The 21,953-nt window shown below is 59.0% G+C and carries 24 protein-coding genes; 14 read left to right on the top strand and 10 right to left on the bottom strand.

Annotation, left to right across the window (positions count from 1 at the left end; genetic code table 11):
• Positions 1–26: 26 nt before the first annotated feature.
• Both D4A39_RS06565 and D4A39_RS06560 read right to left on the bottom strand, forming a co-directional pair.
• Positions 27–365 (bottom strand): DUF4870 family protein, encoded by a 339-nt coding sequence (locus tag D4A39_RS06565; protein WP_022984820.1) that lies wholly within the window; start codon positions 363–365, stop codon positions 27–29.
• Complete coding sequence (locus D4A39_RS06560) at positions 365–655, bottom strand: BPTI/Kunitz domain-containing protein (protein WP_022984819.1); 291 nt, start codon at positions 653–655, stop codon at positions 365–367. The genes D4A39_RS06565 and D4A39_RS06560 overlap by 1 nt, the downstream gene beginning before the upstream one ends.
• A 212-nt stretch (positions 656–867) precedes the next feature.
• On the opposite strand from D4A39_RS06560, the gene D4A39_RS06555 reads away from it, so the two are divergent.
• Positions 868–1,509 (top strand): hypothetical protein, encoded by a 642-nt coding sequence (locus D4A39_RS06555; protein WP_022984818.1) that lies wholly within the window; start codon positions 868–870, stop codon positions 1,507–1,509.
• 177 nt (positions 1,510–1,686) lie between these two features.
• Here the strand turns inward: D4A39_RS06555 and D4A39_RS06550 are convergent, their stop codons facing one another.
• Positions 1,687–2,205 carry a mechanosensitive ion channel domain-containing protein gene (locus tag D4A39_RS06550; protein WP_233552431.1) on the bottom strand — a complete coding sequence of 173 codons (519 nt, stop codon included), beginning with the start codon at positions 2,203–2,205 and terminating at the stop codon, positions 1,687–1,689.
• 17 nt (positions 2,206–2,222) lie between these two features.
• Positions 2,223–2,864, bottom strand: a complete 642-nt coding sequence (locus D4A39_RS06545) for an MBL fold metallo-hydrolase (protein ID WP_031226203.1) — start codon at positions 2,862–2,864, stop codon at positions 2,223–2,225.
• A gap of 176 nt (positions 2,865–3,040) precedes the next feature.
• Here D4A39_RS06545 and D4A39_RS06540 point away from each other — a divergent pair, with 176 nt between their 5' ends.
• Positions 3,041–3,871 carry a mechanosensitive ion channel family protein gene (locus D4A39_RS06540; RefSeq protein ID WP_119917731.1) on the top strand — a complete coding sequence of 277 codons (831 nt, stop codon included), beginning with the start codon at positions 3,041–3,043 and terminating at the stop codon, positions 3,869–3,871.
• A 129-nt stretch (positions 3,872–4,000) separates the two neighbouring features.
• Here the strand turns inward: D4A39_RS06540 and D4A39_RS06535 are convergent, their stop codons facing one another.
• Complete coding sequence (locus tag D4A39_RS06535; protein WP_022984814.1) at positions 4,001–5,368, bottom strand: cytochrome P450; 1,368 nt, start codon at positions 5,366–5,368, stop codon at positions 4,001–4,003.
• Between the two features lie 154 nt (positions 5,369–5,522).
• Between D4A39_RS06535 and moaB the strand changes: the two genes are divergently transcribed.
• Genes moaB through cobU form a run of 4 tightly spaced genes read left to right on the top strand, consistent with a single transcriptional unit; the run spans position 5,523 to position 8,420 of the window.
• Positions 5,523–6,035 carry a molybdenum cofactor biosynthesis protein B gene (gene moaB, locus D4A39_RS06530; RefSeq protein ID WP_022984813.1) on the top strand — a complete coding sequence of 171 codons (513 nt, stop codon included), beginning with the start codon at positions 5,523–5,525 and terminating at the stop codon, positions 6,033–6,035.
• On the top strand, positions 6,032–7,273 hold the full coding sequence (locus D4A39_RS06525) for a molybdopterin molybdotransferase MoeA (RefSeq protein WP_022984812.1): 1,242 nt from the start codon (positions 6,032–6,034) through the stop codon (positions 7,271–7,273). The genes moaB and D4A39_RS06525 overlap by 4 nt, the downstream gene beginning before the upstream one ends.
• Positions 7,274–7,323: 50 nt before the next feature.
• A complete protein-coding gene (locus D4A39_RS06520) occupies positions 7,324–7,905 on the top strand; it encodes a PhnA domain-containing protein (protein WP_031226201.1) in 582 nt (193 codons plus the stop codon).
• On the top strand, positions 7,902–8,420 hold the full coding sequence (gene cobU / locus D4A39_RS06515; RefSeq protein ID WP_022984810.1) for a bifunctional adenosylcobinamide kinase/adenosylcobinamide-phosphate guanylyltransferase: 519 nt from the start codon (positions 7,902–7,904) through the stop codon (positions 8,418–8,420). The genes D4A39_RS06520 and cobU overlap by 4 nt, the downstream gene beginning before the upstream one ends.
• A 63-nt stretch (positions 8,421–8,483) precedes the next feature.
• Here cobU and D4A39_RS06510 read toward each other — a convergent pair whose 3' ends face one another.
• Together D4A39_RS06510 and cobT are read right to left on the bottom strand one after the other, a co-directional pair.
• Positions 8,484–9,083: a histidine phosphatase family protein gene (locus D4A39_RS06510; RefSeq protein WP_022984809.1), complete on the bottom strand. Its 600-nt coding sequence runs from the start codon at positions 9,081–9,083 to the stop codon at positions 8,484–8,486.
• A gap of 4 nt (positions 9,084–9,087) precedes the next feature.
• Positions 9,088–10,155 (bottom strand): nicotinate-nucleotide--dimethylbenzimidazole phosphoribosyltransferase, encoded by a 1,068-nt coding sequence (cobT, locus tag D4A39_RS06505; RefSeq protein ID WP_119917730.1) that lies wholly within the window; start codon positions 10,153–10,155, stop codon positions 9,088–9,090.
• 113 nt (positions 10,156–10,268) lie between these two features.
• Between cobT and cbiB the strand changes: the two genes are divergently transcribed.
• The gene (gene cbiB, locus D4A39_RS06500) at positions 10,269–11,192 is read left to right on the top strand and encodes an adenosylcobinamide-phosphate synthase CbiB (RefSeq protein WP_022984807.1); all 924 of its coding nucleotides are present in this window, start codon (positions 10,269–10,271) and stop codon (positions 11,190–11,192) included.
• Positions 11,171–12,175, top strand: a complete 1,005-nt coding sequence (cobD, locus tag D4A39_RS06495) for a threonine-phosphate decarboxylase CobD (protein WP_022984806.1) — start codon at positions 11,171–11,173, stop codon at positions 12,173–12,175. Before cbiB ends, cobD begins: the two co-directional genes overlap by 22 nt.
• A gap of 9 nt (positions 12,176–12,184) precedes the next feature.
• Here the strand turns inward: cobD and D4A39_RS06490 are convergent, their stop codons facing one another.
• Both D4A39_RS06490 and D4A39_RS06485 read right to left on the bottom strand, forming a co-directional pair.
• Positions 12,185–13,162 (bottom strand): NAD(P)H-dependent flavin oxidoreductase, encoded by a 978-nt coding sequence (locus tag D4A39_RS06490; RefSeq protein ID WP_022984805.1) that lies wholly within the window; start codon positions 13,160–13,162, stop codon positions 12,185–12,187.
• A 92-nt stretch (positions 13,163–13,254) separates the two neighbouring features.
• Positions 13,255–13,752, bottom strand: a complete 498-nt coding sequence (locus D4A39_RS06485; RefSeq protein ID WP_022984804.1) for a DUF4282 domain-containing protein — start codon at positions 13,750–13,752, stop codon at positions 13,255–13,257.
• Positions 13,753–14,172: 420 nt separating this feature from the next.
• On the opposite strand from D4A39_RS06485, the gene D4A39_RS06480 reads away from it, so the two are divergent.
• From D4A39_RS06480 to D4A39_RS06470, 3 genes are read left to right on the top strand one after another with little or no spacing between them, the layout of a single operon-like run.
• Positions 14,173–15,102: a metal-dependent hydrolase gene (locus D4A39_RS06480; protein ID WP_022984803.1), complete on the top strand. Its 930-nt coding sequence runs from the start codon at positions 14,173–14,175 to the stop codon at positions 15,100–15,102.
• Positions 15,103–15,136: 34 nt separating this feature from the next.
• Complete coding sequence (locus D4A39_RS06475; RefSeq protein ID WP_022984802.1) at positions 15,137–15,973, top strand: SDR family NAD(P)-dependent oxidoreductase; 837 nt, start codon at positions 15,137–15,139, stop codon at positions 15,971–15,973.
• Between the two features lie 59 nt (positions 15,974–16,032).
• Entirely contained in the window at positions 16,033–17,556 is a 1,524-nt protein-coding gene (locus tag D4A39_RS06470; RefSeq protein ID WP_119917729.1) for a flavin-containing monooxygenase, read from the top strand.
• A 61-nt stretch (positions 17,557–17,617) separates the two neighbouring features.
• Here the strand turns inward: D4A39_RS06470 and D4A39_RS06465 are convergent, their stop codons facing one another.
• Complete coding sequence (locus tag D4A39_RS06465) at positions 17,618–18,229, bottom strand: TetR/AcrR family transcriptional regulator (RefSeq protein ID WP_022984800.1); 612 nt, start codon at positions 18,227–18,229, stop codon at positions 17,618–17,620.
• A 126-nt stretch (positions 18,230–18,355) separates the two neighbouring features.
• On the opposite strand from D4A39_RS06465, the gene D4A39_RS06460 reads away from it, so the two are divergent.
• From D4A39_RS06460 to D4A39_RS06450, 3 genes are all read left to right on the top strand, one after another.
• Positions 18,356–19,189, top strand: coding sequence for an SDR family NAD(P)-dependent oxidoreductase (locus D4A39_RS06460; protein ID WP_022984799.1), 834 nt, complete (start codon positions 18,356–18,358; stop codon positions 19,187–19,189).
• A 31-nt stretch (positions 19,190–19,220) separates the two neighbouring features.
• Positions 19,221–20,153, top strand: coding sequence for a ferritin family protein (locus D4A39_RS06455; protein WP_022984798.1), 933 nt, complete (start codon positions 19,221–19,223; stop codon positions 20,151–20,153).
• Between the two features lie 68 nt (positions 20,154–20,221).
• Positions 20,222–21,790 carry a flavin-containing monooxygenase gene (locus D4A39_RS06450; protein WP_119917728.1) on the top strand — a complete coding sequence of 523 codons (1,569 nt, stop codon included), beginning with the start codon at positions 20,222–20,224 and terminating at the stop codon, positions 21,788–21,790.
• Positions 21,791–21,953 lie beyond the last annotated feature (163 nt).

Here is a 21,953-nt window from a genome sequence, read left to right as displayed (position 1 = left end):
GATGGCAAAGGGGTGACAGAGATGAATCAGAAACCCCAGCTTTCAATTCGGGCCGGCGCCCTGTCCTGGTTCAGGGCGGTGAGTCCTCTGGCGCAACGGATAATCCACCAGAGAGTGGCAAAGGCCATGACCAGCCAGCCCACAAAGGCCAGGGTGGTGATGCCGGCGATAACAACATAGAGCAGTCCGATCCAGAACGTTCGGTACTGGAAACGAAAATGTTCGCGCAAAGGCGGCGGAGTGTCACCGGCATTCAGGTGTGCCAGTATCGCGCCGGCAACGGCTGTGAGGCCGCCGGTGATCAGGCCTGCCAGGTGAAGAACATAGATGATGCGGACCAGGCTGGTTTTGCTGTCAGGTGTCATCAGTGGGTCTCTTTGATGGACGCTTTCGCTGGATCATGGCCGTTACAGGTGTTGACGCAGGCGTCCATGGTGTCGAACGGCACGCTGCCCTGGCAACCGCCCCAGATAAAGGTCTGGCAGGCGCCGGTATTGGCATCATAGTAGTAACGGGGGATCGAGGCCCTGCAGATGCCTGATTCCGGCGGTTGAAAGCAGCTGTCCGGTAGCGTGCCAGACCCCGGTTTGTTCCCGGACTCGCACCCTGTCATCCCGGCAAGCGCGAGAATGAGGGGAATCATCAGGTATCGCATGGCTGTCGTTCCTTGATGAATAGGGCGCTCTCGAGGATACGGCGAGAACGCATTCGCCTGACCGCTACTTTACCGGAGTCTTGGTCTGGCGGTAACCGGTTCATGTTATCCGCCGTCATTGTCCTCTATGCTGGAGTTTGCAGTCTTTCTGATCGTGACGGGGGTTTGGGGTGAAAGGAATAGCGGCAAGTGTGGGTTTGGCTGGGATATTGATGGCAGGACATGGCTTGGCCGGGGAAACCCAGTACATGTTTCTGCAAGCGGGCAAGCTGCAGCTGAGCGACGCTGACAGCACCGTAATTGCCAATGGCGCTACCCTGGAAGGGGACTACGATGACCTGCCTTTCTTTACCGGAGGAGTGCAGAAAATTCTGGGGGGCTCGGACCGTTTTCGTTATGGCTATGAAGGCGGGGCGTTGATCAGCTGGCAAAATGATTCGGTGAGCTATTCCGGGGTGGTGGATGGTGGGGCTACGGTGAATATCAAGGTTGAAAATGAGATGTTCCTGTTTGGCACCATGCTGGGTGGGTATGGCGATATCAATATCCGTGACCGTGCCCGTTTGTTCCTGTCGGGCGGCCCCATGCTGCTGCTCGCGTCTCTTAAGCAGGATCAGGAAGAGCCCTATCCCCAGCCGCTTTCCTCAACCGTGGTGGTGAGGGGAGACGACCGGGATTTCAGCTTCGGCTATGGTGCCTACGCGTCACTGGGGCTGATTTTTTCGGTGGGTAGTACGTCCGAGTTTGGCGTGGTGGTGCGCGAGCAGGCCGTGGAAATGGATTTTAATGATGCGATCGCGGAGTTCCCCTATGACGGTACCCAGTACATGATCAGCTTTGGGTATCGGATGTAGGGTGAGAGATGAACTTTGACGGGCAAGTTACTAGCTACAACGCGGGAAGGTTATTCAGAGGCTCCTTTGTCCTGCAACGTTAGAGGCCGCGCTCAAGTCCTGGGCAGGGCCTCATTGCTTTCAGAACCTGTCAAACTCTGTCGCGTTGCAGTTGGTCGCTTGAAGTTTGCGCTTTCCTTAATCCGGCCGCATGTGCTTCTGGTCGCGGGGCAGGGTGTCGTTTTTCAGACGGATCACCGTTTTCTGCAGGAGCAGATTGTTGGGCAGGGTGTAGCGGTGACCAAGCTCGTCCTGCACGGTGATAAAGATCAGACCCATGTGTCGAATCTGCCCTGTCACGGTATTGTCCCCGTCCAGCAGGCGGATGCGATCACCTACCCGGTAAGGGGCACTGAAGAACAGGATGATGGCCGCGGTGGCGTTGCTGAGCATGGACCAGCTGGCGAACAAGGCGACACCCAGCAGGGCCATCAATGAGGTTGCGAAAACCATCAGGCCATCGCCTTTCAGCCCCCACAGCACACCGATAGCGATCAGGCTGATGACCAGGCTGGCACTGTTGATAACCACGGCGGTCTGAAAAATGCGGGCCCGGGTGTAGTTACGACGCCGGCCCAATCGTTTGGTGATTCCGCGCAGCAGGATGGACAGCGCCCACCCCAGCAGGGCAATCACCACGGTGAGCCCCCACTTCATGATGATGGATTCCATAGCTAACCGTGTTTACCTGAGACAAAGGGGTTGTTGGCACGCTCGTGGCCAATGGTCGACATGGGGCCATGGCCGGGAATAAATGAGACGTCGTCGTCCAGCGTGAGCAGCTTGTCCTTGATGGCGTTGATCAGGGTATCAAAGTCGCCCTTGGGAAAATCAGTACGACCGATAGAGCCGTTAAACAGCACATCCCCGACCACCACCAGCTTGCTGTCGGGCTGGTAAAACACCACATGTCCTGGCGTATGGCCGGGGCAATGGCGCACTTCAAAGTGTGTTTCACCCACGGTGACGGTATCGCCATCTTCCAGCCAGCGGTTGGGAGTGAAGGGGCGGGAGGCCGGGAAACCCATCATCTGCGCCTGCTGGGGCAGCATGTCGATCCAGAACTGGTCGTCCCGGTGGGGACCTTCAATCGGAAGCCCGAGGGTCTCGGCGAGTTCGGCCACCGCGCCCACATGATCCAGATGGGCATGAGTCACCAGAATCTTCTCGGGGGTGCCGCCGACCTGTTTTAGTGCATCCAGAATGCTGTTGAGGTCGCCGCCGGGGTCGACGATGGCAACCTTGTCGGTGGATTCGCACTTGAGGAAAGAGCAGTTCTGTTGAAACGGGGTCACCGGCAGGATGGCGTACTTCATGGCTGTCTGTTCGGCTGTCTGGGGGTGAATGTGACCGGCAGTATAGCCGGTTCCCCGTGGTGCCTGCATGTCCGGACCAGTAAAAATATTTGCAAATTCAGACCTGGGTGGGGTTTGCGGTTTGCAGGCGAGTGCTATTTTAAGCTTTCCAACAATATACCCCGAGGAAGGGAATCATGGACATGGAACAAATCCAGCCATATGTGGACAAGGCGATTGAGCTGGGCATGGCGTACCTGCCCAAGGTAGTGCTGGCGGTAATTACGCTGGTGGTGGGGTTCTGGATCATCAAGCGGATTGTCGGTGGCATGAACCGGGTGCTGGGACACAAGGCGATTGATGATTCCCTGCAGAAGTTTCTTTCCAGCTTTCTGGACGTATTGCTGAAGATTCTGTTGTTGGTGGCCGTGGCGGGCATGGTCGGGGTGGAGACCACCTCCTTTATTGCCATGCTGGGTGCAATTGGCCTGGCAGTGGGGCTGGCCTTGCAGGGAAGTCTGGGTAATCTGGCGGGAGGGGTGCTGATCCTGTTTTTCAAACCCTATCGGCTGGGCGACATTATCGAGGCGCAGGGATATACCGGCCGGGTTCACGATATCCAGATTTTTACCACGATTCTGATCACTTACGATAACCAGCGTATCGTGATTCCCAACGGGTTGATGTCCAACGGCTGCATCAAGAATATTTTCTGTGAGCCCCAGCGCCGTGTGGATATCGAGTTCGGTATCAGTTATGGCGACAGCATCGAAGAGGCGCGCAAGGCTATTCAGTCTGTCATCGAAAGTGATGACCGCATTCTTTCCGGTGGCAGTTTTGATCCGAATATCTTTGTGTCAGCCCATGCCGATAGCAGCATCAACATGCTGACCCGAGTGTGGGTGAATTCCGAGGATTACTGGCCGGTGTATTTCGGGCTGTTTGAGCAGGTGAAGTATGCGTTCGACCAGGCCGGGATTACCATTCCGTTCCCGCAGCGGGATGTGCATTTGTACCAGCAATCCTGAGTTCAAAGTCTAAAGTTGAAACGCGGATTAGCCTGGAGTCACTGAAAGGCAACAGGCCGCGACCATTTCTGGTCGTGGCCTCTTGCCTCAGGGATTATGAGTGACCCTCACGCGGTTTAACGTTCAACGTTAAACTCGTTTCTCGATCGTCACCGGCAATCCATCCTTGGGCATGATGAGGGGCACTTGCTGGGTGGGCAGTTCATAGTCCTCTTTTGCGCGTACCCGGTAGCGCTGCAGGAAGTGGTAGAGGAAGGTTTTGGTCTGCAGCTCGGCAAAATTCAGCCCCAGACATTTGTGATGGCCGCCGCCGAAGGGGACCCACTGATAAAAGTGTTTCTTGTGTTCTGCCCGTTCGTCACTGAAACGTTCCGGATCAAAGCGGAGCGGTTGGCTCCAGTATTCTTCCATGTAATGGGTGTACAGGGTGGAGATGTTCACCAGCGTATTTTTCGGCAGTAGGTAGCCCTGGTATTCCACCTCTTTCACCGTACGGCGAGGGAAAGTGGTGAGCGGGGGGCGCATACGCAGTGTCTCGCGGAATACCCAGCCGGTTTTTTCCAGCTTGCCCAGATCATCATAATCCAGCGCGGTTTTACCCAGTCCCTTCATTTCTTCTACCAGGATTTCCTGCCACTCGGGGTGTTTGGCGAGCATGTAGATGATTGAGCACAGGGTGCTGGTGGTGGTGTCGTGGGCGGCGAACAACAGGAAGATCATGTGGTTCATCACGTCCCGATCGGTCAGGCCGCCTTCTTCATCTGCCGCCTTGCACAGTTCGCTGAAGAAATCCGGGGTGTCGCTGTTGCGTTTTTGCGGGATCAAACCAGTGACAAAGTCTTCCAGATAGCGACGCCCTTTCATGCCCCGGTGCCACAGCAGGCCCGGGATTTCCAGTCGGACCACGGCCAGTGAGGCTTCGGTGGTATCGATGAAGGACTGGTTGACTCTGTCGGATTCCGGTCCCATTTCCAGGCCGAAGAAAATTTGCGCGCCTACATCCAGCAACAGTGTCTTGATGTGCTCCAGGAATTTCATTTCCGTGCCGGCGGGCCAGTCCTGAATTTCCGTGCCGATGTGGTGATTCATGCGATCCAGGTAACTGGCCAGTGCCGGTTTCTTGAAGGCCTGTTGCATGATGCGGCGATGAAACTTGTGATCGGCAAAGTCCCGCAGCATCAACCCATCGGTAAACAGCTTCTCCAGGATGGGGTTCCATGCCGCCCGGCTGGAAAATGCGTGCTCGGGATCCTTAAGGACAAACTCGTTGGCGTCCGGGCCCAGCAGGGTGACGCCACGCTGGAATAGCACCGAGCCCTTGAAGACAAGACCGTACTGCCGGGCACGATCGGTCACCAGCTTGTGGTAGTCCTTCAAAAAAGGCACGGTTTCGCCGAGCAGCGGCCAGCCGTAGTCCCCGGGGATATTATCCAGCTTGCGCTGGGGCATACGTGGTAATTGTGCGGCCTCTTGCTGGGCGGCTTCCATACGGTTCATGACGGCACTCCCGATAAACACTTTGTATAGGTTGAATCTACCCCCGGTGTGCCAGGGTGAACAGAGGCCTGTCGGCAACGGTCAATCGGTGCTGTCCTGTCCAGCCCCGGGGTTGAGGCGTGGTAGTATCTGCGCATCTGCAAGGAGAGAATCTATGTCCAAGCCTGCGGCACAATTCGAGCCCCTGGCCGTGGCGGTGTTGACCGTCAGTGATACCCGCACCCCGGAAACCGATACTTCTGGCGATCTGTTGGTGCAGCGTCTCCAGGAGGCGGGCCATACCTTGGTTGCCCGACAGATCGTCAAGGACGATGTCTACCAGTTGCGCAAAGTGGTGTCGGACTGGATTGCCGATGAGCAGATCCAGATCGTTTTGACCACCGGCGGCACCGGGTTTTCCGGCCGTGATTCCACCCCGGAAGCGCTGTCGGTGTTGTTCGACAAGCACATTGAAGGGTTTGGGGAATTGTTTCGGCAGGTCAGCCTGGAAGAGATCGGTTCTTCCACCATTCAGTCCCGCTGTCTGGCCGGGTTGGCCAACCGTACGGTGATCTTTTGCCTGCCGGGTTCCAACAATGCCTGTGCCACCGGCTGGGATCGCATCATCAGTGAGCAACTGGATGCCCGCCACCGTCCCTGTAATTTTGTCGCTCAGGTGCGTCGATGAGCCAGATTCCTGCGGTGCTGATGCCGGTAGAGGACGCCTTGTCCCGGCTGCTGGACAGCATGCGCCCGTTTTCTGCCGTGCAGGATCTGGTGTTGGGTGAGACCCGGGGGCAGTACCTGGCCTCGGATGTGGCGGCACGGGTGGATGTGCCGGCGTTTGATAATGCCGCGGTCGATGGTGTGGCGTTGCGCTACCAGGATCTGGCCGAGCCTGGCCTGACATTGCCGATGCCCTTGCGGGTGGCGGCGGGTGATCCGCCCTGCACCCTGATGCCCGGGCAGGTGGCCCGTATCTTTACGGGCGCGCCGGTGCCCACTGGCGCAGACACGGTGTTGATGCAGGAAGACTGCGAGATCGCCGATGGCCGGGTGCGGTTGCCAGGCAGGGATGACGTCACCCAAGGTCAGAACATTCGTCCTGCGGGTCAGGATGCCCGTCGTGACGCCATTGTGATTGAGCGCGGCCAACGCCTGACGCCCCAGGCTGTCGGCTTGATCGCATCGGTGGGGGTGCCCCAGGTAACGGTGAGTGCACCGCGGGTTCTGATCCTGACCAGTGGCGATGAATTGCAACGCGCCGATGAGTCACCGCTACCAGGCAAGATTTACGACAGTAACGGCCCGCAGCTGGAACAGCTGGTGGTGCAAAGTGGTTTCCCTGCGGTGCGGCGGGAGCACTTGCCTGATGATCCGGCGATTATCAGCGACACCCTGACCCGCTATCTTACTGATGCCAGTCAGCGCCCGGACGTGATCATTTCAACCGGCGGAGTATCGGTGGGGGAGGAGGATCACCTGCGTGCGGTGCTGGAGGCCAAAGGCTCGCTGGACTTCTGGCGGTTGGCAATCAAACCGGGCAAGCCGTTTACCTTTGGCCAGGTCGATGGGATTCCTTTTTTTGGGTTACCCGGTAACCCCTCTGCCGTGCTGGTCTGCTACCTGACGCTGGTCTTGCCGGCACTGCGTCGTGCCTGTGGGGCGCAAACGGTGCTGCCTGCGCCGCAGACATTACCGGTGAATTTTTCAGTTAATAAACCGGGCAAGCGTCAGGAATATTTGCGTGTGCGGTGCCTGCAGGAAGACGGTGAGTTGCGATTGCAGCAACACCCCAATCAAAGCTCGGGCATGCTCAGTTCTGCCGTGTGGGCGGATGGCCTGGCAGTGGTGCCGGTGGGGCGTACCGTGTCCCCCGGAGATCGGTTGGCGTATTTTTCGTTTGCTGACTTGTTGGGTGGCTAAACCCTGTTTATGCCAGCGCGTGACGCCGGTACGTTTTGGAGAAGATGTTCATGTCCCTGGAATCCACCTTGTTGGCCCGTGCCGATTCAACGTGCGAGCTTTGTGCTGCCGGTAGCGCGCTTTCGGTGTATGCCGTGCCCCCGGCGTCTGATGGCAGTGAAGCGCAAAGCGTCCTGCTGTGTGAAACCTGCCAGTACCAGATCGATAACCCGGGTAACGAAGACGCCAATCACTGGCGTTGCCTGAATGACAGCATGTGGAGCCAGGTGCCGGCCGTGCAGGTACTGGCCTGGCGAATGCTCACCCGGTTGCGGGCGGAGGGCTGGCCGCAGGATCTGCTGGATATGCTGTATCTCGAAGACGATGTGCAGGCCTGGGCGCAGGCCACGGGGGAGGGGCAAGACGCCGTGGCAATGGTGGAGCATCGCGACAGCAATGGCGCGGCGCTGCACGCCGGCGATACGGTTACCCTGATCAAGGACCTGAATGTCAAAGGCGCCAATTTCACCGCCAAGCGGGGCACGGCGGTGAGAAATATTTCATTGGTGCAGGATAACCCCGAGCAGATCGAAGGCCGGGTAGAAGGCCAGCGGATCGTCATACTGACCCAGTTCGTGAAGAAGACAGGATGAGGCGGTCACTGATCCTCGGCGGGATTCGCTCCGGTAAAAGTTCGCTGGCAGAACGTCTGGTTACTGAGCAGGCCGACCCGGTGGTGTATGTGGCGACCGCCACGGCCGGTGATGGCGAAATGAGTGACCGGATCCGCCGCCACCAGTTGCGTCGTCCGCCGCAATGGGGGCTGGTAGAAGAGCCGCTTGCCCTGGGGGCGTTGCTGAACCGTCAGGCCACGCTGACACCGCCCCCGTGTGTGCTGATTGATTGCATGAGCCTGTGGGTGAGCAACCTGCTGCACGCCGGGGACACGGTGTTCGTGCGCGAGCGGGACAGTTTTCTGGCCGCCCTTTCCCGTTACCCCGGCCGTGTCGTGGTGGTCAGCAATGAAGTGGGCTTGGGAATTATCGGCATGGATCCCCTGACCCGCCGTTTCGCGGATGAGTTGGGTTGGCTGAACCAGTCCCTGGCGCGCAAGTGTGACCGGGTCTTGCTGTCTGTGGCAGGCATCGCCCAGACGTTAAAGGGATAAGTCCGGCTGTAGGCGCGCGGGTCATTCGCGCCGCCAGCCAGCGGTGTTATTCCGGCGTTATTTTTAATCCCCGAGCCTGACCAAACAGCTCAGGGTGCCGTGCGGGGTGTCATCAATGCGCACCTGTGAGCGGCAGGCAAACGGAACCTGGAAGCCCGCCATGGCGTTGCTGGGGGTGAGACCAAGCACATGCGCCAGCACCATTCGAATGACGCCGCCGTGGCAGACCAGTAACACGTGCTTTCCTGCCAGTGCGTCACTCCAGTGTTGCCAGGCTGCACCGATGCGGTGATGAAAATCCTGAATGATTTCCGCATTCGGAGGCGGAAAATTTTCTGCATCGCGCCAGAAGTTGGCCTGATGGTCACCGTATTCCCGGGCCACCTGCTCTCGCGTTTTGCCTTCCCAATCGCCAAAACTGATTTCCTTGAAACCCTCTGCGACAGTAACGGGAATGTTCCGTTGTTCTGACAGCTCGCAGGCGAACTCGCGACAGCGCAGCAAAGGCGACGTGAGGATGTGGTCCCACTGTTCGTGTTGGCCAATAGCGTCTCGCATTTGCTGCCAGCCCAATTCACTGAGTGGGTCATCCCTGTGACCGCGATACTTGTGGCCACCGGCGGGCTCGCCGTGGCGGATCAAATCGAACAAGGTGGTTGTCATGGGGTTATCCGTCTGCGTTGCTGACGCCGGCATCGGCAAAGGTGGCCATCTGGTTGTGCAGGGCGCAGGCGCTGCGAATCAGGGGGACCGCGACGGCAGCACCGCTGCCTTCCCCAAGGCGCATACCCAGATCCAGCAGCGGCGTTGCCTCAAGGGCGTCCAGGATGCGTTGGTGTCCTGGCTCCCGGGAGCGGTGGGCAAACAGCAGCCAGCAAGACAGCGCCGGGCGTAGCTGCACGGCACACAGCGCTGCGACGGAGACGATAAACCCGTCTACCAGCACCGGAATGCCGCGAGCGGCGCAGCCGATCAGGGCGCCGGTGATGGCCGCAATTTCAAAGCCCCCAAGGGACTGCAGGCAGGTCAGGGGCGTCGCGTCATCGTCGTGCTGCTGATAATGTCGCGCCAGCGCCTGCTGGATGATCGCCGCCTTGTGCTGGACGCCCTGGCGATCAAGGCCGGTGCCGGGGCCGGTCAGATGGGTTGGGTGTTCTGCCAGCAGCGCGCAGGCCAGTGCGCTGGCGCTGGTGGTATTGCCGATGCCCATCTCGCCGGCGATAAACAGCTGACAACCGCGCTCAAGAGCCCGGGCGGCACTGCGGTCCCCGGCCGCCAGCGCAGCGGCAAGTTGTTGGGCATCCATGGCGGATTCCCTGGCCAGGTTGGCGGTGCCGGCAGCGACTTGTTCGTCTATCACTCCGGCGCTCAAGGGGGGGGCGCAGACGGTACCGGTATTGATCACTTCCAGAGCCGCGCCCAGCTGCCGGGCCATCACGCTGATGGCGGCGCCGCCGGTGACGAAGTTGGCAATCATCTGTGCGGTGACCGCCTGGGGAAACAGGGAAATGCCCTCGTCACAGACACCATGGTCACCGGCAAAAACCGCAATCTGTACCTGCTCTGCGTTGGGGGTGTCGGTGCCTTGCAGGGCGGCCAGCCGAACGGCCACGTTTTCCAGTTCGCCCAGCGAACCGGCAGGTTTGGTCAGTTGCGATTGGCGTGCCAGTGCCCGCTGGCGGTGGGTGTCGCTGGGGGTGGCAAGCTCGGCGAGCCAGGGGGATGAGGTGGTCAATGGGTGCTCCCGGCAGGGTGACAGCAGAGGGGAAGCGGCAAATCCTCTGCCCCCATCGGGGGGAGTGTCAAGTACACTGCCGGGCTTCACGGATGGTATCGCAAGGAAGAATCGTGTCCCTGACCCTGTATCTGTTCTGTCTGTTGGGCCTGCTGCTGGATGCCGTTGTGGGCGAGCCCCGTCGGTGGCACCCGCTGGTGGGCTTTGGCAAGCTCGCCGACGCTCTGGCACGGCGGGTGAACCGGAACCCGTCGGGTCGCTGGGCGGTGGCGGCGGGTGGGCTGGCGGTCGTCCTGCTGACCGTGCCGGTGCTGGCGATGCTGGTGGTGGTGTTTGCACTGTTGCCCGCGTGGGGCGACGGGATGGTCTCTGTTATCGGGCTGTGGCTGGTGGTCGGGCGTCGCAGCCTGGTGGAGCATGCATTGGCGGTGCAGGTGCCATTGCAAGCCGGTGAATCCGCGTTGGCGCGTGAGCAGGTGGGCAGGATTGTCAGCCGGGATTGCTCTGCGCTGGATGAGGCGGGCATCGCCAGAGCGGCCACCGAGTCGGTGCTGGAGAACGGTGCCGATGCCCTGTTCGCGTCGCTGTTCTGGTTCGTGGTGGCAGGGTTGCCGGGGGCGCTTTTGCACCGCCTGGTCAACACCCTCGATGCCATGTGGGGCTACCGTAATGCGCGCTTCGAACGGTTTGGCAAGGTGGCGGCGCGGCTCGATGATGTCATGGGCTGGCTGCCCGCCAGGCTGACGGCATGGGGGTATGCCCTGTGTGGCCATTTGCCCCGGGCGCGGCGTTGTTGGCGTCGCCAGGCGCCGGCCTGTGACAGCCCCAATGCCGGTCCCGTGATGGCCGCGGGTGCCGGGGCGTTGGGCGTCCTGCTGGGTGGGCCTGCGCACTATCATGGGCAATACAAGGACAAGCCGGTGCTGGGTGAAGGGCGGCCGGCCACGGCCGAGAGTATTGGCGCGGCGATACGCTTGCTGCATCGCACCTTGCTGCTGTGGCTGGGAGCGATGGCATGCCTGGTGTGGCTGACATGAGCGGCGAGCATGGTGGGCAGTTGCATCGCGCGGCAGCCCGTTACGGCATTCCGGTCACCGACTGGCTGGATTTGTCTACTGGTATCAGCCCCTGGTCCTGGCCTGTGCCGTCGTTGCCCGAGACAGTCTGGCAGCGGTTACCCGATGAAGAGGACGGCCTGGTGGCCAGCTGTCGTGAGGTATTGTCGTTGTCTCCGGAGGCCGGTTGTTTGCCGGTGGCAGGTAGTCAGGCGGCGTTGCAGACACTGCCGTCGCTGCGGCGCCCGTGCCGGGTGGGGGTGCCCGTGCCGGGCTACCGTGAGCACGCACTGGCCTGGCAGCGCCAGGGCCACACGGTCGTGCCGCTGGCGCCGGACACCATAGAGGACGCCCTTCAGGGGCTGGATGTGCTGGTGTGGCTGCAGCCCAACAACCCTACCGGGCTGTGGTTACCTCTTGAGCGCTTGCTGGCCTGGCAGGAGCAATTAGCGGCACGGGGGGGCTGGCTGGTGGTGGACGAGGCGTTTGTAGAAGCCTCAGCGGCGCCGTCCCTGGTCGGTGAGGTGGGGCGTCCCGGGCTGATCGTGTTTCGCTCACTGGGCAAGTTTTACGGTCTGGCCGGCGCGCGTGCAGGGTTGATGCTGGCGGAGCCGGCCCTGTGTGATGCTGTGCAAAGGAGCCTGGGCCCCTGGGCATTGAGCCACCCCGCCCGCCATATCATGGCCAGAGCCCTGCTGGACCGGCACTGGCAGGCGCAGCAACAAGCGCGGTTGCGTCTGGCGCGGGTTGCACTGGACCGAGTCTTGAGCGACGCGGGGTTTGTGCCTGCGGGCGGGTGTGATTTGTTTGCCTGGTGCCCGGAGGCTAAAGCGGGTGTCTGGGCTGAGCGGCTGGCGCGCCAGGGCATTCTGGTGCGCGCCTTTGATACGCCATCGGCGCTCCGGTTCGGGTTGCCGGGGGATGAGGCTGCGCGGGCTCGCCTGTGCCAGGCGTTGGCCCGCTAGCCGCGACGGCTATTGCGCCAGCAGTCGTTGTCGGGCGCTCTGGTATTCCTGCTTCAATTGATCAATGCGCTGATGGGCGGGTAGGACCGCCTTGACGGCACCAATGCCCTGACCGCTACCCCAGATATCTTTCCAGGGTTTGGCGCCGCGGGTTTTGCTGTTATCGGTTTTCTCGGCAAAGTTCATGGACGAGGGGTCGCTGCTTGGCAGGTTGTCCGGGTCCATGCCTGCGGCGGCAATGGAGCTGCGCAGATAGTTGCCATGGACGCCGGTGAACAGGTTGGAATAGACGATGCCGCTGGCGCCGCTATCCACCACTGCCTGCTTGTAATTGTCCGCGGCATTGGCTTCTTCGGTGGCAATGAAAATGGAGCCGATATAGGCCAGATCTGCCCCCATGGCCTGGGCGGCAAGAATGGCGGCGCCATTGCCGATCGCGCCGGACAGCAGCAGGGGGCCGTCGAACCATTCACGAATTTCCTGCACCAGGGCAAACGGGGACTGCACTCCTGCATGACCACCGGCACCGGTGGCAACGGCAATCAAACCATCGGCACCTTTATCGATAGCTTTGCGGGCAAAGGCGTTGTTGATGATGTCGTGAAACACCAGGCCGCCGTAGCCGTGGATGGCCTCGTTGACATCCTCCCGGGCGCCCAGCGAGGTAATGATCAGCGGTACCTGGTGCTTCACACACAGGGCGAGATCCTGCTCCAGCCGTGCATTGGACTTGTGCACGATGAGGTTGACGGCAAAGGGGGCCGAGGGTTGTGAGGGGTTGTCCTGATCCCAGGCCTCGAGTGCTTCCCGGATCTGGATCAACCAGTCCTCAAGTTGCCCGTCTTCGCGGGCGTTCAAGGCGGGGAAAGAGCCGACAATGCCCGCCTTGCACTGGGCAATCACCAGTGCAGGGCTGGAGACAATGAACATGGGAGAGGCAACGACGGGCAGTTGCAGTCGCGCCTTCAGCAGGGTGGGCAGTGTCATGGTGAATCCTCAATTACATGCTGCCTTACATACTGCGATAAAAGCGCGAAAACTGTCATTGCTGCGGTAGGCCGCAGGTGACAGAAAAACGGTCAATCCCTGTCATTTCCTTCGCGCCCGCGCAGCGCTTTCAGCAGGCGGGCGGGAAAGCCTGCCGAACGTAATATCGGGCTCACATGCATTAGCCCTTCATGAATGTCGCGCACCTGCTCGGTCAGTTCATCCACGTGGCCGGTAATGCCATCCACCCTGACAGAGAGATCCGAGACCTGGTCCGGCAAGGCGTCCATGCGCTCGATAATGCGCATGATGCGATGGGCCATGATCAGGTATTCTAGGGCCGCGCGAATCACCGCGACAATCACCAGCAAGGCCAGCGGGGCAATGGCGGCGGCGATGATGCCGGCGGGCATGGACCACCAGAAGCAGACCCCCACGACCGTGACCACAACCACCAGCGCGCCAAGTATCAACAGCAGATAAAACAGCGGCATCAGCTGCATGGTCAGATAACGGTTAAAGCGCCAGTCCGCCAGGTTGGGGATGCGGGAGGTAGAGGGATTGGGATGGTCCGGGTTGGGCGTGCGCATGCGGCGTCCTGTGATTCTTGTTGTGTATTCAGTCTAGGGGAGTAGGGGGCAAAAGTGTGCCTCTGTGGCGCAGAATTCTGCTGGGTTTGAGTAACCCCAGGCTCTGATTCGGGTCGGTTTTATCTGTTCTATATCCGAACGCAGGGACGGCTTTTGTGGATAAGATGGAGAGAGTGGTTCGGAGGGGGAGACGGAAGGAATCGCCTGGGCTTTGTTTAACTCTATAAAAATCAGTAGCTTGCTGTTTTTTGGTGATAATTTTGAGGTGCCTTGGAGGGTTGCGGTATCCGGGGCCAAAGGGGCCATTTAGCCGAGTTGAAGCCGAACAAGCATTCGATCTAATGTTGCCACCAGAAAATGTAACAGTTAGCGGGGTGGCTACCAGATGGCGCTGCCCCCTGCCATCGACAGGTGACCCAGATGCAGACCGCAACCATTCATCAGTACGTGCCGAAAACCGCCAAGCCCCGTGCCGAAGTGCCGATCCGTCATATGGATTTCCAGTTTTCAGCCGACGGGGTGGATACCCAGTTTTTCCGCAACACCGAGCTGGCCACAGCAATCTTCGAGGCGCTGTCCATCTTCCTGACTTTTGGCGAAGACCTGGTCATCGACACCGCCCGCTATCATCGCCAGTTCGTGAAGGACCCGGAGCTGAAACGGCAGGTAACATCCCTGATTGGACAGGAAGCGATCCACTCGAAAATGCATAACGAGTTCAATGATGCGCTGGCCAAGCATCGTTTCCCGGTGGGCTTCTACCGCTTTCTGGCAGACAACGTCTTTGAATACGGCTTCAAGCGGTTGCCCAATCGCATGCAGCTGTCCCTGATGGCGGGCATCGAGCATTTCACCGCGGTGCTGTCGGAATACATGATGAAGCACGAAGATATTTTCTTTGAAACGGAAGATGAAAAGCAGCGTGCCCTGTGGATGTGGCACATGCTGGAAGAATCCGAGCACAAGGACATTGCCTACGACGTGTTCCAGGAATTGTCCGGTAACTATGCGTTGCGGATATCCGGTTTTGCGTTGGCCACCTTCACCATCATGTTCCTGGTGCCGCTGGGCGGTGTCTTTATCCCGATTTTTCGCAACCCGCTAAACATGGTCCGCCCGCGCTACTGGAAGGATGTGCGGCACAGCCTTGCCTTGTTGGCGGGGCCGAAGGATGGCGTTTTTGGCAGCACCATGAATCACATCATGGATTACCTGCGTCCAGACTTTCACCCGAATGATCACGACACCTCAGCGTATCTGGAGTACTACAAGGAAAAGCTGCTGAACCCGGAAACCGGTTTGCTGACCCCTTACCTGACCAAGGAATTCGTCCCGCCGGTGCGGGCCTGATTTCCCCTGAACACGCCTTCTTGAGTGGAACATTATGTTGAAGCTGATCAAACAACGCTTTTCCCGGCCCAGCACTAACGCCCGGGCGGTAGTCACCGGCGCAGGCAGTGGCATTGGTCGCAGCTTTGCCCTGGAGCTGGCGCGCCGCGGTGGTGCGGTGGTGTGTGCGGATCTGAATCTGGCCAATGCCGAAGAAACGGTTGCCATGATTCGGGAATTGGGTGCGCAGGGGTGGGCGGTTGCCTGTGATGTGGGCAAGGCAAAGCAGGTGGAGGCGCTGGCGAAGGAAGCCGAGGCCTTGCTGGGCGGCCCGGCGACGCTGGTGATCAACAATGCCGGCGTCGGCATTGGTGGCAAGTTTGATGAGTTGTCCCTGCAGGACTGGAAATGGGTAATGGATGTGAATCTGTGGGGTGTGGTCCACGGTTGCCATTATTTCGTACCCGGCCTGAAAAAGCAGGGTGGCGGGGCCATCATCAATGTGGCGTCGGCGGCATCCTTTACGGCCGCGCCGGAAATGAGCGCCTATAACGTCACCAAGGCCGGGGTGCGCGCCCTGTCCGAAACCCTGTATGCGGAACTGAAAAAGGACAACATTCGCGTCAATGTGCTGTGCCCGACCCTGGTGCCCACCAACATCATCAAGGATGGCCGTATCCCGGAGCGGTATTCCAGACTGGCAGACCATGCGTTGATGAACTACGCGATGACTACCAGTGACAGTGTGGCAAAACTGACCCTGAACCGGCTCGACAAAGGGGAGCTTTACACCACGCCGCAGGTAGACGCGAAGCTGTTCTGGTTGATGAAGCGTGCTTCGCCGGATCTGTATGCCCGATTCCTGGGCTTCTCTTACCGGTTTCTTGGCTGATGCGGCCGGACTTGAACCGCGAACCACCCGAACACGAAAAGAAAAGAGGCAGAGACCCTATGGCTGAGAACAAGGCTCAGAACAAGGCAGCGTCCCCGGTGTCGCCTGTTTATGATTCCCTGATTGTCGGCGCCGGCATTTCCGGCCTGGCGGCAGCGATCAAGCTGCGTAAAGAAGGCTATACCGACTTCAAGATTATCGAGAAGGCCAGCCAGGTCGGCGGTACCTGGCGTGAGAATACCTATCCCGGTTGCGGTTGTGATGTGCCGTCGTCACTGTATTCCTATTCGTTTGCGTTGAGCAGCAAATGGAGTCGCCTGTTTGCCAAGCAGCCAGAAATCCTCGCCTACCTGAAAGAGGTGAGCGACGATTTTGGCATCACCCCGCTGATTGAATTCAACACGGACCTGGAACAGGCGCGCTGGGATGACAGCCGTGACCTGTGGGTGCTCAATACCAGCAAGGGGGAATACCTGGCCCGCACCGTGGTGTTTGCCACCGGGCCGATCACCGAATCGCAGATTCCCTCGCTGCCGGGGCTGGAGACCTTCAAGGGCGAAATGTTCCATTCTGCCAAGTGGAACCATGATTATGACCTGACCGGAAAACGGGTCGCGGTGATTGGCACCGGTGCGTCTGCGATCCAGTTTGTGCCGGAAATTCAGCCCAGGGTAAAAGAGCTGTTCGTGTTTCAACGCACGGCCCCCTGGGTGCTGCCCAAGCCGGACCTGCCGTTGAGTGAGACCAGCAAAAGCGTGATTGAGCGGTTACCCGCGATCCAGCACGGCTGGCGCAAAGCGGTAGCGGGCTCCCTGAATGTGATCAACTTCGGGCTGCGCAATCCGAACGTGCTCAAGCCGGTGAGCAGTGCCGCCAGGCAGCTGCTCAGGCTGCAGGTGGATGACCCGGTGTTGCGCAAGGCCGTGACACCGGATTTCACTTTGGGCTGCAAGCGGATTCTGTTTGCCAACAACTATTATCCTGCCTTGCAGGCGGAGAATACGAGCCTGATTCCCCATGGTCTGGTGGAGGTCGACGGCAACACGGTGATTGCCGCCAACGGTGAACGCCATGAGGTCGATGTGATTATCTGGGGCACCGGTTTTGATGTGTCTCATCCGCCGATAGGCCGCAAGGTCTTCAACGCCAAGGGTGAGCGCCTGTCCGACCTGTGGAAAGACAGCTCGCCGGAAGCTTATCTGGGCGCAGCTCTGGCCGATGTGCCCAATGCCTTCCTGGTGCTGGGGCCTAACGTGTTGGTGTATGACTCTTTCATTGTGCTGGCCGAGGCTCAGCTGGATTACATCATCGATGGGCTGAAAAAAATCCGTGATCGCGGGATCAGTCGCCTTACCATTCGCCCTTCGGTGATCGAACAGCACAACCAGAAAGTGCAGAAACACCTGAAGGGGACGGTGTTCAACAGTGGTGGCTGCAAGAGCTACTACCTGGACCAGAATGGCCGAAATTTTGCGGCCTGGCCCTGGTCACTGAAAGCCCTGAAAAAGCGCCTGTCCCGTTTCCGGCTCAAGGATTACGAGGTGGTGTATCAGCAACAGAAAGCCAACCGCAAGGCGGCGTAACACTGTTGCAGGAAGGGGCTGATTTAGCCCCTTTTTTCTTTCCCCTGTTACTGCGTGTTCTTTATTCCTTCTGGCTGAGTGTGTACTCGGCGTAGCCACTGAGCGTGTCCCCCAGCACCGCCACCAGTTCCTCAAAGGTCTGGGTGGGGTTTCGGGCGGACAGGTGACGAATCACCGTGTAGATGCCGCCGTTGATATAGAAATAGGCGAGGCCGGGGATATTGGGCAGTTTCAGCAGTTCCGGGTGGTGCATCAGATACTGGGTAAAGAAGTCCATCAACGTGCGGGAGATGGGGGCCTGATAGATCACCATGTCCATGCTGAACGCGTGGCGGGCAAAACGCAGGTAGAGCTCGTTGTTCTCTTCCAGAAAGTCGCGGAAGTTGAAGAGCAGGGTATGGATGGCACCGCGAATATCCATGCGCACCATCTTTGGCACCAGTGGATGAATCATGGCCACGGTGTCTTCCACAAAACGCTCCGATGCGGCCTGCACGATGGCGTTCTTGTCGTCGAAATATTCGTACAGTGAACCCACGCCGATCCCTGCCCGCTCAGCAATGTGACGGGCCGTAATGCCGGCTGGTCCCTGGTCGGCAATGGTCAGCAGAGTGGCCTCAATGATGGCGTCTACGGTGGCTTTGGAGCGTTGTTGTTTGGGTTTTCTGGCCATGGGGGTAATCCGAATTGTATCCGAACGAGCATTCGCTTTATTGTTACATCAGTGAATGTAACAGTAAACGTTTGGCTGTGCCATCGGCCCCGTACCGGCGGCAGCCTTCAACGAGGATCGGACACCATGTTCGGTAAACAAGACAAACTGATTAACCACGCCATGGCCGTAGTCACCGGCGCGGGCAGCGGCATTGGCCGGGCGTTTGCAGAAGCGCTGGCGGCGCGCGGCGGCGCGGTGGTGTGTGCCGATATCAACCTGGAGACCGCCCAGCAAACGGTGGACCGGATTACCGCGGCCGGCGGACGGGCATGGGCGCTGCGTTGCGATGTCAGTGTGCGTGCAGAGGTAGAGGCGCTGGCGGAGCAGGCCCAGGCGCTGTTGCCTGAACCGGTCAGTCTGGTCATCAATAACGCCGGCGTGGGTGTGGGTGGCAAGAACATCGGCGAGATTTCCCTGGAAGATTGGGAATGGACCATGGGCATCAACCTGTGGGGCGTGATCTACGGCTGTCACGTTTTCGCCCCGTTGCTGAAGCAGCAAGGGCGGGGCGGGATTATCAACGTGGCGTCCTCGGCCAGCTTTGCCGCCGCCCCACTGATGGGGCCCTACAACGTGACCAAGGCGGGGGTGCTGGCCCTGTCCGAGACACTGGCAGCTGAAACCGCTGGCACCGGCGTCAATGTGACGGTGCTGTGTCCCACGGTGGTCAACACCAACATATTTAGCGCGGGTCGCATTCATGGCGGCGTGCCGCCGGTGCTCAATCGCATTATCGAACTCACGGGCGTGTCTGCCGAGGGGGTAGCGGATACCACCCTCAAGGCACTGGCCCGTGGCCAGCTGCATGTGCTGCCCCAGTTCGATGCGCGCATGATCTGGCGCGCCAAGCGTTTGCTGCCCGCAACCTATACCCGTGGCGCCGGACTGCTCAGCCGTCTGGCCGCTGCCAAACTTTAATTTTTCACCCTGTACCCGGGAGGAATGCATCATGGCTTCCATCGACCTCGACAAAATGCTTGCCAAAATCAAGAGCACCCAGTGGGCCCTGTCAGACATTGACTGGGATGCCCCGGGGGCGGAACTGATTACCGAAGAGCAATGGCCAAAACTGAAAGAGTTCATGGCCGATCTTATGTGGATTGAACATGTGGGGGCTCGGGCTTTTGCGGCGTTGGCCAAGAAAGCCCCAACCGATACCTTGCGAGAAATCTACAGTTACTTTCATGCAGAAGAGCAGCGACACGCCAATGCCGAGATGGCCTTGATGCGTCGCTGGGGCATGCTGGAAGGGGATGAGATTCCGGAGCCCAACGTCAACCTGCGCATCATCATCGAGTGGCTGGATCGTTTTGCTGATGAGATGCCTGTATACGTACTCGGCACTGTGGTGCCCATGCTTGAAATCGCGCTGGACGGTGCCCTGTGTACTTTCCTGCTCGAGACCGTGAAAGACCCGGTTTGCCACCAGGCATTCGAGAAGATCAACGATGATGAGTCCCGCCATCTGGGCGTGGGTTTCACCGTGATGGAAATGCAGGGTCGCAGTGCGTCATACATCAAGATGGTGCAAATGATGGCGCGAGTGATGGATCCCCGTCTGATTCTGGGTATCGCCTCTTATATGCCACTGCTCAACAAGATGCGCGATAACGTGATTGCGATGGGCCTGCCAGAAGAAAAACTCTACAAGGCCATGCAGAAGTTTGAACGTATTGGTGGGCGAACCGAAGAAGGGCGTCGTAACCCCTGGTTCCAGTTGATCAAGCAGCACGGCCGCTGGGTGACCAATCGTAGCAACAAGGTGTACCACGTGCCGGTGGATGCGCTGGTGAAAATTACTGGCATGGTGCCCCGGAAAGCCTTGCCTGCGGTGCCTTCATGGGTGAAGGAGCTTACCTACGAACCCACCGCAACACGTTAATCCTGTTGTCAGCATAGCCGCCCGGCGGGTGCCGGGCGACACGACCCTGTAGCACGAGTTTGAACGTTATGAGCACGACCGAAGATTCCAAAAAAACGGCTAAACCCAAGGCGCCACGCAAGAAAGCGGCTGCCGCACGCAAGACGACGGCCCGAAGAAAGTCGACAGCAAGAAAAAAAGCGCCAGAAAAACCCCTGTCGGTTCTTATCGTCGGCGCCGGGTTTGCCGGCTTGGGCATGGCCATTCGCTTGAAGCAAGCGGGTATCGAAGACTTCATTATTCTGGAGCGTGGTAACGCGGTAGGGGGTACCTGGCGTGACAACCAATATCCGGGTGCGGCCTGTGATATTCCCTCGAATCTGTATTCCTATTCCTTCGCGCCGAATCCCAACTGGTCGCGCAGTTTCTCCGGCAGCGAAGAAATCCTCGACTACGTGCATCACCTGGTCGCGGAGTTCGGCTTGGAAAAGCACATCCGTTTCGAGCAGAACGTGGCCGAACTACGCTTCGACGAGACGAAAGGCATCTGGACGGCGACCACGGATAAGGATGTTGTCTTCACCGGCCGTGCGGCGGTGATGGCTCAAGGGCCGCTGGCCAATTGCAGCTTTCCGGCGATTACAGGCATTGAGGATTTCAAAGGGAAAAAAATCCACAGCGCCCGCTGGGATCATGATTACGACTTTTCCGGCAAGAATGTGGCCGTGGTGGGCACCGGTGCCAGCGGGATCCAGATCATTCCCGAGTTGGTCAAGGTTGCCAAACACGTGAAGGTGTTCCAGCGGACGCCGGGTTGGGTGATGCCACGGCCTGACTTTTCCACGCCGGAATGGAACAAGCTGTTGTTCCGCAAGGTGCCTGCCAGTCAGCAGGCCATGCGTGAACTGCTGTATTGGAGTCATGAAAGCATGGCCCTGGCGGTGATCTGGAATTCGCCGCTGACGCGAATCGCGGAGCGCATTGGCAAGTGGCATCTTCGCCGTCAGGTAAAAGACCGCTGGTTGCGTCGTCAGTTGACCCCGGATTTCACCATCGGTTGCAAACGGGTACTGGTTTCCAACGATTACTACCCGGCTTTGCAGAAAGATAATGCGAAACTGATTACCTGGCCTATTGCCCGAATCAGCGAAGAGGGTATTCGGACAGTAGAAGGCATTGAACATCAGGTGGATTGCATCGTGTTTGCCACAGGCTTTGATGTGAGCCACTCCGGCACGCCGTTCCCGGTGCTGGGACGGGGTGGCCGCGTCATGGGCGATGACTGGAAAGGTGGCGCCCAGGCCTATAAGAGCATCAATGTGTCCGGCTATCCGAATCTGTTCCTGACCTTCGGTCCCAATTCGGGTCCGGGCCATAACTCTGCACTGGTGTATATGGAGTCGCAGCTGGAATATGCCCTGAAAGGCATCCGCAAGATTGTCGGAGAAGACCTGAAGATGCTGGATGTGAGAGAAGACGCCCAGCAGCGTTTCAATAAGAGCATCCAGAAGCGGTTGGCGAAAACCAACTGGAATTCCGGCTGCAAGAGCTGGTATCTCACCGAAGATGGTTTCAATGCCACCATGTATCCGGGCTTTGCGACCCAGTACGCGACCCAGATGTCGGAATTCAAAGAAGAAGACTATCAAACCGCCTGATGGGAATCGGGTAGGGAGTGGTGTACTCCCGTGGTTGTTCCGGTGAACGCGGGCCTTTGGCCCGCGTTTTTTTATGGTGGATTGTGGGTTGGGCAACCGGAATTTTTCTTCTCCTTCGCGATGCCCTTGCATATTGCCCGACGTGGCGTACCGAGCTGAGCCA

The organism is Alcanivorax profundi, assembly GCF_003597125.1.
In the GTDB taxonomy this organism is placed as follows: Bacteria; Pseudomonadota; Gammaproteobacteria; order Pseudomonadales; family Alcanivoracaceae; genus Alcanivorax; species Alcanivorax profundi.
Note: the sequence above shows the minus strand (reverse complement) of the source record. Positions and strands in the feature narration are given on the sequence as shown.

What these genes read in the sequence shown, in the direction of transcription:
- D4A39_RS06565 (WP_022984820.1), bottom strand. Translation starts at nt 365, where the DNA reads ATGACACCTGACAGCAAAACCAGCCTGGTCCGCATCATCTATGTTCTT.
- D4A39_RS06560 (WP_022984819.1), bottom strand. Translation starts at nt 655, where the DNA reads ATGCGATACCTGATGATTCCCCTCATTCTCGCGCTTGCCGGGATGACA.
- D4A39_RS06555 (WP_022984818.1), top strand. Translation starts at nt 868, where the DNA reads ATGGCAGGACATGGCTTGGCCGGGGAAACCCAGTACATGTTTCTGCAA.
- D4A39_RS06550 (WP_233552431.1), bottom strand. Translation starts at nt 2,205, where the DNA reads ATGAAGTGGGGGCTCACCGTGGTGATTGCCCTGCTGGGGTGGGCGCTG.
- D4A39_RS06545 (WP_031226203.1), bottom strand. Translation starts at nt 2,864, where the DNA reads ATGAAGTACGCCATCCTGCCGGTGACCCCGTTTCAACAGAACTGCTCT.
- D4A39_RS06540 (WP_119917731.1), top strand. Translation starts at nt 3,041, where the DNA reads ATGGACATGGAACAAATCCAGCCATATGTGGACAAGGCGATTGAGCTG.
- D4A39_RS06535 (WP_022984814.1), bottom strand. Translation starts at nt 5,368, where the DNA reads ATGAACCGTATGGAAGCCGCCCAGCAAGAGGCCGCACAATTACCACGT.
- moaB (WP_022984813.1), top strand. Translation starts at nt 5,523, where the DNA reads ATGTCCAAGCCTGCGGCACAATTCGAGCCCCTGGCCGTGGCGGTGTTG.
- D4A39_RS06525 (WP_022984812.1), top strand. Translation starts at nt 6,032, where the DNA reads ATGAGCCAGATTCCTGCGGTGCTGATGCCGGTAGAGGACGCCTTGTCC.
- D4A39_RS06520 (WP_031226201.1), top strand. Translation starts at nt 7,324, where the DNA reads ATGTCCCTGGAATCCACCTTGTTGGCCCGTGCCGATTCAACGTGCGAG.
- cobU (WP_022984810.1), top strand. Translation starts at nt 7,902, where the DNA reads ATGAGGCGGTCACTGATCCTCGGCGGGATTCGCTCCGGTAAAAGTTCG.
- D4A39_RS06510 (WP_022984809.1), bottom strand. Translation starts at nt 9,083, where the DNA reads ATGACAACCACCTTGTTCGATTTGATCCGCCACGGCGAGCCCGCCGGT.
- cobD (WP_022984806.1), top strand. Translation starts at nt 11,171, where the DNA reads ATGCCTGGTGTGGCTGACATGAGCGGCGAGCATGGTGGGCAGTTGCAT.
- D4A39_RS06490 (WP_022984805.1), bottom strand. Translation starts at nt 13,162, where the DNA reads ATGACACTGCCCACCCTGCTGAAGGCGCGACTGCAACTGCCCGTCGTT.
- D4A39_RS06485 (WP_022984804.1), bottom strand. Translation starts at nt 13,752, where the DNA reads ATGCGCACGCCCAACCCGGACCATCCCAATCCCTCTACCTCCCGCATC.
- D4A39_RS06480 (WP_022984803.1), top strand. Translation starts at nt 14,173, where the DNA reads ATGCAGACCGCAACCATTCATCAGTACGTGCCGAAAACCGCCAAGCCC.
- D4A39_RS06475 (WP_022984802.1), top strand. Translation starts at nt 15,137, where the DNA reads ATGTTGAAGCTGATCAAACAACGCTTTTCCCGGCCCAGCACTAACGCC.
- D4A39_RS06470 (WP_119917729.1), top strand. Translation starts at nt 16,033, where the DNA reads ATGGCTGAGAACAAGGCTCAGAACAAGGCAGCGTCCCCGGTGTCGCCT.
- D4A39_RS06465 (WP_022984800.1), bottom strand. Translation starts at nt 18,229, where the DNA reads ATGGCCAGAAAACCCAAACAACAACGCTCCAAAGCCACCGTAGACGCC.
- D4A39_RS06460 (WP_022984799.1), top strand. Translation starts at nt 18,356, where the DNA reads ATGTTCGGTAAACAAGACAAACTGATTAACCACGCCATGGCCGTAGTC.
- D4A39_RS06455 (WP_022984798.1), top strand. Translation starts at nt 19,221, where the DNA reads ATGGCTTCCATCGACCTCGACAAAATGCTTGCCAAAATCAAGAGCACC.
- D4A39_RS06450 (WP_119917728.1), top strand. Translation starts at nt 20,222, where the DNA reads ATGAGCACGACCGAAGATTCCAAAAAAACGGCTAAACCCAAGGCGCCA.